Below are 9,721 nucleotides of genomic sequence, written 5' to 3' on the forward strand. Positions count from 1 at the left end.
CACGCCGTGCTCCGGTTGATCATCCAGGCGGGCAAGACCGAGAGCGCCGGCATCCGCATCGATTTCCCGATTTCGCGGCAGGACATCGCCGAAATGACCGGCACCACCTTGCACACGGTGTCGCGCATCCTGAGTGCCTGGGAGGCCAAGGGACTGGTCAAGGGCGGCCGGCAGAAGCTGCTGGTACGCGATGCCACTGCCTTGCGTGAGCTGGCCGAGGGCGATTAGCCGATACTGCTTGCGCCAACGCAACGATACTGCTGGCCCGAGCCGCTAGACGCCTACCGAGCCAAGTGGCTCGCAGGAGATCGGGCATGCCGCCAACCGACGCCATAGCCAAGAAACGTCAACCCGTGCCGCGCGGCATTGCCCGCAGCGGACCGGTGCTGTTTTCCTACGGCTTTCGGCCATTCTTTCTTGCCGCCGGGATCTGGGCGGTTGCCGCCATGGCCTTGTGGATCGGCGCCCTGGCGGCGGGCTGGGAGATTGGCGGCAGCTATGGCGGGGCCTATTGGCACGCCCATGAGATGTTGTTTGGCTATGGTTCGGCAGCGCTGGCGGGATTTCTGCTCACCGCCGTGCCCAACTGGACCGGCCGCTTGCCGGTGTCGGGTCTGCCGCTGGTGATCCTGTTTGCTGCCTGGTGTGCGGGCCGGCTCGCCATGCTGGCGCCCGATGGCCTGGGGTTGCTGGCGTCGCTGGCAATCGAATCCGCGTTCTTGCCCCTGCTGCTGGCGATCTGCGCCCGGGAGATTATTGCCGGCCGCAAGTGGAAGGATGTCAAGATCCTCGCGGGCCTTGCCGCCCTGGCGCTGGCCAATATCGGCTTCCATACCCTGATCGCCACCGGCGGCGATGTTGGTTTCGCCAACCGGCTGGCCGTCGGCGCCTATGTCATGCTGGTATCGATCATGGGCGGCCGTGTCGTGCCCAGCTTCACCCGCAACTGGCTGGCCAAACGCCATATTGACCACTTGCCGGCGCCGTATGACCGGTTTGACACCATTGTCTTGTTGACGGGTCTGGCCGCCTTGCTGCTCTGGGTCACGACGCCGGAAACCCTGTGGACCGGCCTGGCCTGCGGGCTGGCTGCGGTGCTGCATCTGATGCGGCTATGGCGCTGGTGCGGGTGGCAGAGCTGGGACGAAAAGCTCGTGCTCATCCTGCATTTTGGCTATGGCTTCGTGCCATTGGGGTTTGCCTTGATCGCTCTGGCGCAACTGGGTTGGTTCGAGCCGGTGGCGGCACTGCATGTGTTCACCGTCGGGGCGATTGGCGTGATGACGCTGGCGATGATGACGCGGGCAACGCGCGGCCATACCGGCCAGCCATTGGCAGCCTCGCGCCTGACCAGCATCAGCTATCTGGCGCTGTTGACCGCAGCCGTGCTGCGTCCGATGACCAGCCTGTGGCCGGCGATGCACCTGGAGCTGCTCACGCTGAGCGGGGTGTGCTGGATGCTCGCCTTTTCGCTCTATGTGATCGAATATGGGCCGCTGCTCTGGGGACAGCGGCGGGAGCGTCCCATCAGGCCTTAGAGGCGCGCCATCAGCGCCCCTGCCCTCAGGCGGCCACGCACCTGCAACAGACGATCCTGCCGGGCGGCGCCCTGCAGCGCCACCACATCGCCCAACTGGCGCGTCAGGGCGTCCCCGATATCGGCGATCACCGCCGCGCTGTGCAGCGGCAATGCCACCAGGGCGCAATCGAGCAGGATATCGCCCAGGCGCTCCAGCGCCGTCTGGTCAAGCGCCAGCGCGGCGCGGTCAAACCAGTCGTCATCGAGCTGCGGGCAATCGAGCATGAACAAGGTGGCCCGCAAGAAGGCGCCGACTGTTGCTTCGGCGTCTTCCCAGCGATTGCCGATCAATCGATCCAGCACCGGTCGCAGGCTGGTATCGCGGCGGAGGCGTTCGCTGAATTCGCGCACCAGTGCATCAAGGTCGGCTTCGTCAAAATAGTTCGATGGGGCAATGGGCGAACTTGGCACGACGATATGCCTCTTCCAGCAACGGACAGTGGATGAAGGGCCAGTTCTAGTCTGTTCCGCCTGCGGCGAGGTTGATCCCGAACAAACAGGGCAGAGATCGCTGCGTTGATTGCCTGCGCGCCGGTCCCTGCCCGTTCCGGCGATCAGCCAATATCGCGCGGATCGACGTCGGCCGCGTAGTCTACGCCGCCCAGGCCGAAGCCAAACAGCTTGAGGAATTCGGCGCGGTGCTTGTCGAGATCGGCCAGATTGGCCAGGGTCTCGGTCGACAACAGGCCCCAGCGATAGGTCATTTCATCCTGCACGGTGCTGGACAATTCCCAGTCATCGACGCGGACACGATGGTCGGCGTCGAGCACGACCGGTGGCTGCAGCTTGTCGCGGAACAGCCGGTCGATCTGCTCGATGCAGCCTTCGCCAAGGCCCATTTCATCCATCACCCGAAGCAATAGCGTGCCATAGAGCGGCACGACGGGAATGGCGGAACTGGCCTGGGTCACCACCGCCTTGAGCGCCACGACATAGGCACTGTCGGCGCCAAACTGGCTGCGGATGGCGGCGGCGGCGCGGTCAAGGTCGGCCTTGGCGCGGCCCAGCGTGCCCTTGTTGTAGATGGGCCAGGTCAGCTCGCTCCCCAGATAGGTATAGTTCAGCGTCAGAAAGCCATCGGCCAGCACGCCGGCCTCCGACAGCGCGGCGATCCACAGCTCCCAGTCCTCGCCCCCCATCACCTTGACGGTGGCCTGGGCTTCCTCGGCGGTTGCCGGCTGGATCTCGACTTCGCTGACTTCACCAGTGCCGGTATTGAGGGTCTTGGAGCGCACCGCCGACTGCATCGGCTTGATGGCCGAGCGATAGACCTCGCCGGTCTTGGGATCGGTGCGAACGGGCGAGGCCAGGCTATAAACGATCAGATCGATCTGGCCGAGATGCTCGCGGATCTGGGCGATGGTATCGGCCTTGATGGCATCGGAAAAGGCATCGCCTTCAACAGTGATGGCGACACGCCCCGCCGCTTTGGCCCGCTTTTCGAAGGCCCGGTTATTGTACCAGCCGGCAGAGGCCGTCTTGGTTTCGCTGGGCTCTTTTTCAAATGACACGCCAATGGTGTCGGCGCCTGAACCAAAGGTATTGACGATGCGCGAGGCCAGGCCATAGCCCGTCGAGCACCCAAGCACCAGAACGCGCTTGCGGCTGGAGGTGATCGGGCCGGTGACGACCACATGGTCGATCTGGCGCTGGACATTGGTGGCGCAGCCAATGGGGTGGGCGGTCGTGCAGATGAAGCCGCGAATCTTTGGTTCAATAATCACTGTGTCATCTCCGCACTAACCTGCCCCTGTTCGTCAGGGGGCGCCTGTGAATCTATCGGGTTCTAGCCCGATGTGGCACTGAGCGCCAGCGCGACCTTGCCGAGAAACGTCGTTCTCGGCAAGCATTTGGCCGGTCCGACGGCAATTGCCACCGGGGCGCGGGGCCCTTGCCTCGCCCCTGCACCGGAGGTGCGCGGCGGCGGCCTCAGACCCGTTCGAGCGCCACGGCGATGCCCTGGCCGACGCCGATGCACATGGTGGCCAGGGCCCGCTTGCCGCCACCCAGCGCCAGTTCCAGCGCCGCGGTACCGGCGATGCGGGCGCCGCTCATGCCGAGCGGATGGCCCAGGGCGATGGCACCGCCATTGGGGTTCACCTGCGCCGCATCCTCGGCCAGGCCCAGTTCGCGCAGCACGGCGATGCCTTGGCTGGCAAAGGCCTCATTGAGTTCGATGACGTCGAAATCACGGGGCGACAGGCCGAGGCGGGCGCACAGTTTCTTGGTCGCCGGGGCCGGCCCCATGCCCATGATGCGCGGCGGCACGCCAGCAGCGGCGCCGCCCAGAATGCGGGCGATTGGGGTCAGGCCATATTTCCTGGCGGCCGCTTCGGAGGCGATGATCAGCGCGGCGGCGCCATCATTGACGCCCGAGGCATTGCCGGCGGTCACCGTGCCATTGGGGAACAGCGCGCGCAGCTTGCCCAGCAATTGCAGCGTCGTCCCGGCGCGCGGATGCTCGTCAGTATCGACGATGACGGGGTCGCCCTTTTTCTGCGCGATGGTGACGGGCACGATTTCCCTGGCCAGTCGACCGTTCTGCTGGGCGGCCAGCGCCTTGTCCTGACTGCGCACGGCAAATTCATCCTGCGCCTGGCGCGACACGCCAAACTCCTGCGCCACGTTCTCGCCGGTCTCGGGCATGGAATCGACGCCATGGAGCGACTGCATCAGGGGATTGACGAAGCGCCAGCCGATGGTGGTGTCATAGATTTCGGCTTTGCGCGAAAAGGCGCTCTCGGCCTTGGGCAGCACGAAGGGCGCGCGGCTCATGGATTCGGTGCCGCCGGCGATCAGCAGTTCGGCTTCGCCCGATTTGATGGCCCGCGCGGCGGTGATGATGGCGTCCATGCCCGAGCCGCACAGCCGGTTGATCGTGGTGCCGGTGACACTGACCGGCAGGCCGGCCAGCAGCAGGCTCATGCGCGCCACATTGCGATTGTCCTCGCCAGCCTGATTGGCATTGCCAAAGATCACGTCGTCGACTGCTTCCCAATCGACGCCGACATGCTCGGCCATCAGGGCCTTGAGGGGGATGGCGCCAAGATCGTCGGGACGCACCGACGACAGGGCGCCGCCAAAGCGGCCAATGGGGGTGCGCTTATAGGCACAGATGAACGCTTCTGCCATCTCAGATCTCCGGGGCTACGAGGTCGGCGATATCGCCGGCAATCACCAGTTCGGCGCCGGTCACTGCCTGCAGTTCTTCCAGGCTGAGGCCGGCAAGTTTTTCGCGCAGCACGAAGCGCTGGTCGACGATGTCGATAACGGCCAGGCTGGTATAGATCCGGGTAACGCAGCCGACGCCGGTCAGGGGCAGGCTGCAGCGTTTCACCAGCTTGGGCTGGCCATGCTTGGTCACATGATCGGTGATCACCGCCACGCGTTTGGCGCCATGCACCAGGTCCATGGCGCCGCCCACGGCGGGCACGCCCTTGGGGCCGGTGCTCCAATTGGCCAGGTCGCCATTCTCGGCGACTTCATAAGCGCCCAGGATCGCCACATCCAGATGCCCGCCGCGCACCATGGCGAAGCTGTCGGCATGGTGGAAAAACGCCGCGCCGGGCTTGAGCGTCACCGCTTTCTTGCCGGCATTGATCAGATCCCAGTCCTCCTCGCCCTCGGGCGGGGATTCACCGAAATTGAGGATGCCGTTCTCGGTGTGGAAAATGGCCTGGCGGCCTGGTGGCTGGAACTTGGCCACCATTTCGGGAAAGCCGATGCCCAGATTGACATAGGCCTCGTTCTCGATGTCCTGCGCGGCGCGCCAGGCGATCTGGGCGTTGGAGAGTTTGTTGCTCATGAGTAAGCCACCCCGGCGCGCATCAGCGCCTCTTCCTGTTGGGCATCGGCGATCTCGACGATGCGGTTCACAAACAAGCCGGGTGTGATCACCTGCTCGGGGTCGATCGCGCCCGGCTCCACCACGCGCATTGCCTGCACCACGGTGAGGCCGGCAGCAGCCGCCATCAGGGGGGAGAAATTACGCGCCGCCTTGCGATAGGTGAGATTGCCCTGGCGGTCGGCCAGTTCTGCCTTGATCAGGGCCACATCGGCCTTGAGCCAGCGTTCCTGCACATACATGCGACCGTCGAACTCGGCTTCCGGCTTGCCCTTGGCCAGATCGGTTCCATAGCTGGTGGGCGTGTAGAAGGCCGGGATGCCGGCGCCGCCAGCGCGGATGCGCTCGGCCAAAGTGCCCTGCGGCACCAGTTCAAGCTCGATCTGGCCGGCGAGGTATTTTTCGGTAAAGGCGCGCGGATCGGCCGAGCGCGGAAACGAGCAGATCATCTTGGCGACCATGCCGGCGTCGATCATGGCGGCGATACCAATGCGGCCATTGCCGGCATTGTTGTTGACGATGGTCAGATTGGTCGGGCTGCCGGTAGCGCGAAAGCGATCGATCAGCGCATGAATCAGCTCGATCGGCGCGCCAGCGCCGCCAAAGCCGCCAATCATCAGCGTCATGCCATCGGCAATGTCCGCCAGTGCAGCAGCAAGATCGGGAACAGTCTTGTCCATGGCCAGATTTCCTCGGTGTGGATTGGCCTGACCTAAGCCCGGGGGCGATTGGCCTGCAAGTCAATCTGTGCGATATTGTGCATTTGTTGACATATCGCACAAACTGGAGCGACCATGGCCACTGCCGAGCGCGACATCATGGGCGGCCTCGCCAAGGGCCTGCTGGCCATCGAGACCTTCACCGCCGAGCGACCGCGCCAATCCATCGCCGAGGTGGCCACGGCATCGGGACTGGACCGGGCCACGGCGCGGCGCTGCCTGCTGACGCTGTCGCATTTCGGCTATGCCGATTATGACGGCAAGTATTTCACCCTGACGCCGCGCGTCCTGCGGCTGGGCACGGCCTGTCTTGCCACCATGCCGCTGCCCCAGGTGATTCAGCCGCTGCTCGACCAATTGTCCAACCAGCTGGGTGAAAGCTCCTCGGTGTCCATTCTGGATGGCAGCGAGATTGTCTATGTGGCGCGCGCCGCCCAGCGCAAGGTGATGTCCATTGGCCTGATGCCCGGCTCACGCCTGCCGGCCTTCTGCACCTCGATGGGACGGGTGATGCTGGCCGCGCTGCCCGAAGCGGAGGCGCGCGCCGTGTTGACGAGCACACCCTTGCTGGCGCGGACCAGCCACACCATCACGGCGATACCGGCACTGATGGCCGAGCTGGCCCGGGTGCGCGAGGCGGGCTATGCACTGATCGATCAGGAGGTGGAACTGGGGCTGCGCTCGATCGCCATTCCGCTTTTCAACGCCCGCGGCGCTGTCGTGGCGGCGCTCAATGTTGGCGTAGCGGCCACGCAGGCGCGCAGCGAGGAGCTGACCACGCTCTATTTGCCAGCCCTCAAGCTGGTGCAGGACCAATTGCGGGCCCTGCTCAGCTGACACTGTGAGCGCCGCCAGCCCGCAACAGCGCGGTCCAGCGGCGCTCACTCAGGCGTCGTTACATATCAAAGAACACCGTTTCCTTGTCGCCCTGCAGGTGAATCTCCAGCACGTAGCGCGGCACATCGCCGGCCTCCTTGCGGGCGATCAGGGTCAGCCGGCGGCGCGGGTCCATGATCTTGTTGAGCACATAGTCCTGACCATTGGCCTCGGCCTCATCCTCGAAGTAGAGCCGGGTCTGCAGCCCGATATTGATGCCGCGCGCCACAATCCACAGATTAACATGCGGCGCCATGGGCTTGCCATCAGGACCAGGCACCGGGCCGGGCTTGATGGTCTCGAAGCTGAACACGCCATCGCCATTGGTTGGCTGGCGGCCCCAGCCGGTAAAGGCAGGCGCCGAATTGGAGTTCGGGGCCATGGGCGCCACATAGGACCCATCGCCATCGGCCTGCCATAGCTCGACCAGCGCGTCATTGACCGGCGCGCCCGCGCCATCAAAAATCTTGCCGACAATGGTGATGCGATCGCCCTTGGTGTCGGGCGTCAGCATGGTGCTGCCGGGATCGGTGTCATAGACGCCCTTGATCTCGGCAAAGTTGGGGGTCAGCCCGATATGGACATAGGGCCCAGCGGTTTGTGACGGCGTCTCTTTCAGCGTCGGAACCGGGTGCAACATCAGTTCCCCTCCAGCTTGTTCTCGAACATGGTCGAACGGCGGCCGCGCAACACGATATCGAAGCGGTAGGCCAGCGCATCCATCGGCGTGGTGTTGTGTCGGTCGAGCCGGGCCACGAGCTGGTCAATGGCCGACTTGTCGGCAATCGAGCCGACAATGGGGCATTGCCAGATCATCGGGTCACCCTCGAAATACATCTGGGTGATGAGGCGCTGCGCGAAGGCATGGCCGAACACCGAGAAGTGGATATGGGCCGGCCGCCAGTCATTGACGCCATTGGGCCAGGGGTAGGCGCCCGGCTTGACGGTGCGGAACGAATAGAAGCCGTTCTCATCGGTTATGGCCCGGCCGCAACCGCCGAAATTGGGGTCGATTGGGGCGAGATAGGCTTCCTTCTTGTGCCGATAGCGGCCACCCGCATTGGCCTGCCAGAATTCCACCAGCGTATTGGGCACGGCCCGCGCATTCTCGTCGAGCACCTGACCATAGACGATCAGCCGCTGGCCGATGGCCTCGCTGCCATCCTGGCTGTAATTGCGGATCAGGTCGTTATCCAGCGGGTTGATGGCGGAGTGACCGAAGGTCGGCCCCGTCAGTTCAGAGGCCGTGCCGCTCAGCGACAGCAGAGCGTTCCTGGGCGCCCGAAAGGTGGTGCTCTTGTAGCCCGGGGTATTGGCTGGCGGATGCCAGGCGCGGTCTCGCTGATAAAGGACGCCGTCAGCGCCCGGCAGGATGATATCGCTCATCGTTTCGTCTCCAACTTGGCCAGTTCTTCCTTTGCCACCCCGAAGGCCCTATTGGCGGCCGGAACGCCGGCATAGACTGCCACGTGCAGCAGGGCTTCCTTGATATCGTCCGGCGTGCAGCCGGTATTGGCGCAGGCCCGCACATGCATGGCCACTTCCTCATCATGTCCCAATGCCGCCAGCAAGGCGATGGTCACCATGGAGCGCTCACGCCTGGTCAGCCCCGGCCGCGACCAGACCGAACCCCAGGCCCCTTCGGTGATGAAGGTCTGAAAATCGGCGTCGAACGGGGTCTTGCGCGCCGTGGCGGCATCGACATGTCCGTTGCCCAGCACGGCGCGGCGGGTTGCCATGCCCTGCTCAAAGAGCGTGGTTTCAGCCATGAGAATTCTCTCCGAGAAAATGCTCGATCAACGCGGCCAGCGCCGCCGGTTGTTCAATGGATGGAATATGCCCGACGCCGGGCAGTATCTCAAAACGAGCGCCGGCAATCGCATCGGCGCAGGCCCGGACCAGCTCGACCGGCGTTGATAGATCGGCTTCGCCGACCAGCACCAGAGTCGGTGTGGTGATGGCGTCGATCTCGTCGGTCAAATCGGTGTCGCGCAGCGTCGCACAGGTCGCGGCGTAGCCGGCGGGGTCGCTGCGCACAAACAGATTGCGCCAGCCAGCCACGTCGTCGGGCCGCTGCTCGAGGAAACCCGGGCTGAACCAGCGCGCCATCACCGCATCGGCGATCGAGCCGAGCCCGTGCTTGCTCACCGCATCGATGCGGGCATTCCAGCCGGCAGTGTCGCCCACCTTGGCTGCGGTGTCGCACAATACCAGCGCCGTCAGGCGGTCGGGCGCGCGCAAGGCAAACCCCTGCGCAATCAGCCCGCCCACCGAAACCCCGGCCAGGGCCAGCCGCTGCAGGCCCAGATGATCGAGCAGGCCAAGCAGGTCATCGACATGGTCGGCCAGCGCATAGTCGCCTGGTGGCGTGTCGCTGAGGCCATGGCCGCGCTTGTCATAGGACAGCACGCGGTAGCGGCTGGACAGCTGTGCGATCACGCCATCCCAGATGCGCGCATCGGTGCCCAGCGAATTGACCAGCGCAACAACCGGCGCCCCGGCAGGGCCGGCCAGACGGTAGTGCAGCAGCACGCCATTGATCCGAACGAAACTCATGCCATCTCCTCACCCACGATATAAGGGCCTGCCGACGCCCAAGTAAAATGATGAGTGCCGGGACAGACATAACCTATAGGGTATGTAAACTGGGAAGAGACCGGTCAGACTGCAATATCACATAACCAGCGACCGCATTTGCCAGCA

At 64.4% G+C, this 9,721-nt stretch carries 12 protein-coding genes; 3 read left to right on the top strand and 9 right to left on the bottom strand.

Annotation, left to right across the window (positions count from 1 at the left end; translation table 11 throughout):
* Together ABFY71_RS10170 and ABFY71_RS10175 are read left to right on the top strand one after the other, a co-directional pair.
* Positions 1-228: Crp/Fnr family transcriptional regulator (locus ABFY71_RS10170; protein WP_347945883.1), on the top strand; the 228-nt coding region annotated here is incomplete at its 5' end.
* Between the two features lie 86 nt (positions 229-314).
* Complete coding sequence (locus tag ABFY71_RS10175; protein WP_347945884.1) at positions 315-1,538, top strand: NnrS family protein; 1,224 nt, start codon at positions 315-317, stop codon at positions 1,536-1,538.
* Here ABFY71_RS10175 and ABFY71_RS10180 read toward each other — a convergent pair.
* The 5 genes from ABFY71_RS10180 to ABFY71_RS10200 all read right to left on the bottom strand — a co-directional run bounded on the left by ABFY71_RS10180 (position 1,535) and on the right by ABFY71_RS10200 (position 6,103).
* Positions 1,535-1,990, bottom strand: coding sequence for a globin family protein (locus ABFY71_RS10180; protein WP_347945886.1), 456 nt, complete (start codon positions 1,988-1,990; stop codon positions 1,535-1,537). The two genes, ABFY71_RS10175 and ABFY71_RS10180, sit on opposite strands and share 4 nt — an antisense overlap.
* A gap of 143 nt (positions 1,991-2,133) precedes the next feature.
* Positions 2,134-3,303: an enoyl-ACP reductase FabV gene (gene fabV, locus ABFY71_RS10185; RefSeq protein WP_347945887.1), complete on the bottom strand. Its 1,170-nt coding sequence runs from the start codon at positions 3,301-3,303 to the stop codon at positions 2,134-2,136.
* Between the two features lie 205 nt (positions 3,304-3,508).
* Entirely contained in the window at positions 3,509-4,711 is a 1,203-nt protein-coding gene (pcaF, locus tag ABFY71_RS10190; protein WP_347945888.1) for a 3-oxoadipyl-CoA thiolase, read from the bottom strand.
* Between the two features lies 1 nt (position 4,712).
* Positions 4,713-5,384, bottom strand: coding sequence for a 3-oxoacid CoA-transferase subunit B (locus tag ABFY71_RS10195; protein ID WP_305579306.1), 672 nt, complete (start codon positions 5,382-5,384; stop codon positions 4,713-4,715).
* Entirely contained in the window at positions 5,381-6,103 is a 723-nt protein-coding gene (locus ABFY71_RS10200) for a 3-oxoacid CoA-transferase subunit A (RefSeq protein ID WP_347945889.1), read from the bottom strand. Before ABFY71_RS10200 ends, ABFY71_RS10195 begins: the two co-directional genes overlap by 4 nt.
* A gap of 114 nt (positions 6,104-6,217) precedes the next feature.
* Between ABFY71_RS10200 and ABFY71_RS10205 the strand changes: the two genes are divergently transcribed.
* Positions 6,218-6,979 carry an IclR family transcriptional regulator domain-containing protein gene (locus ABFY71_RS10205; protein ID WP_347945890.1) on the top strand — a complete coding sequence of 254 codons (762 nt, stop codon included), beginning with the start codon at positions 6,218-6,220 and terminating at the stop codon, positions 6,977-6,979.
* 58 nt (positions 6,980-7,037) lie between these two features.
* Here the strand turns inward: ABFY71_RS10205 and pcaG are convergent, their stop codons facing one another.
* The 4 genes from pcaG to pcaD are packed head-to-tail and all read right to left on the bottom strand — an operon-like array spanning position 7,038 to position 9,574.
* Positions 7,038-7,658, bottom strand: coding sequence for a protocatechuate 3,4-dioxygenase subunit alpha (gene pcaG, locus ABFY71_RS10210; protein ID WP_347945891.1), 621 nt, complete (start codon positions 7,656-7,658; stop codon positions 7,038-7,040).
* Positions 7,658-8,404 (bottom strand): protocatechuate 3,4-dioxygenase subunit beta, encoded by a 747-nt coding sequence (pcaH, locus tag ABFY71_RS10215; RefSeq protein ID WP_347945892.1) that lies wholly within the window; start codon positions 8,402-8,404, stop codon positions 7,658-7,660. Before pcaH ends, pcaG begins: the two co-directional genes overlap by 1 nt.
* Positions 8,401-8,787 (bottom strand): 4-carboxymuconolactone decarboxylase, encoded by a 387-nt coding sequence (pcaC, locus tag ABFY71_RS10220; RefSeq protein ID WP_305579311.1) that lies wholly within the window; start codon positions 8,785-8,787, stop codon positions 8,401-8,403. The genes pcaH and pcaC overlap by 4 nt, the downstream gene beginning before the upstream one ends.
* Positions 8,780-9,574, bottom strand: coding sequence for a 3-oxoadipate enol-lactonase (gene pcaD, locus ABFY71_RS10225; protein WP_347945893.1), 795 nt, complete (start codon positions 9,572-9,574; stop codon positions 8,780-8,782). Before pcaD ends, pcaC begins: the two co-directional genes overlap by 8 nt.
* Between the last annotated feature and the right edge of the window lie 147 nt (positions 9,575-9,721).

This window comes from Devosia alba (assembly GCF_039938915.1).
In the GTDB taxonomy this organism is placed as follows: Bacteria; Pseudomonadota; Alphaproteobacteria; order Rhizobiales; family Devosiaceae; genus Devosia; species Devosia alba.

What these genes read in the sequence shown, in the direction of transcription:
- ABFY71_RS10175 (WP_347945884.1), top strand. Translation starts at nt 315, where the DNA reads ATGCCGCCAACCGACGCCATAGCCAAGAAACGTCAACCCGTGCCGCGC.
- pcaF (WP_347945888.1), bottom strand. Translation starts at nt 4,711, where the DNA reads ATGGCAGAAGCGTTCATCTGTGCCTATAAGCGCACCCCCATTGGCCGC.
- ABFY71_RS10195 (WP_305579306.1), bottom strand. Translation starts at nt 5,384, where the DNA reads ATGAGCAACAAACTCTCCAACGCCCAGATCGCCTGGCGCGCCGCGCAG.
- ABFY71_RS10200 (WP_347945889.1), bottom strand. Translation starts at nt 6,103, where the DNA reads ATGGACAAGACTGTTCCCGATCTTGCTGCTGCACTGGCGGACATTGCC.
- ABFY71_RS10205 (WP_347945890.1), top strand. Translation starts at nt 6,218, where the DNA reads ATGGCCACTGCCGAGCGCGACATCATGGGCGGCCTCGCCAAGGGCCTG.
- pcaG (WP_347945891.1), bottom strand. Translation starts at nt 7,658, where the DNA reads ATGTTGCACCCGGTTCCGACGCTGAAAGAGACGCCGTCACAAACCGCT.
- pcaH (WP_347945892.1), bottom strand. Translation starts at nt 8,404, where the DNA reads ATGAGCGATATCATCCTGCCGGGCGCTGACGGCGTCCTTTATCAGCGA.
- pcaC (WP_305579311.1), bottom strand. Translation starts at nt 8,787, where the DNA reads ATGGCTGAAACCACGCTCTTTGAGCAGGGCATGGCAACCCGCCGCGCC.
- pcaD (WP_347945893.1), bottom strand. Translation starts at nt 9,574, where the DNA reads ATGAGTTTCGTTCGGATCAATGGCGTGCTGCTGCACTACCGTCTGGCC.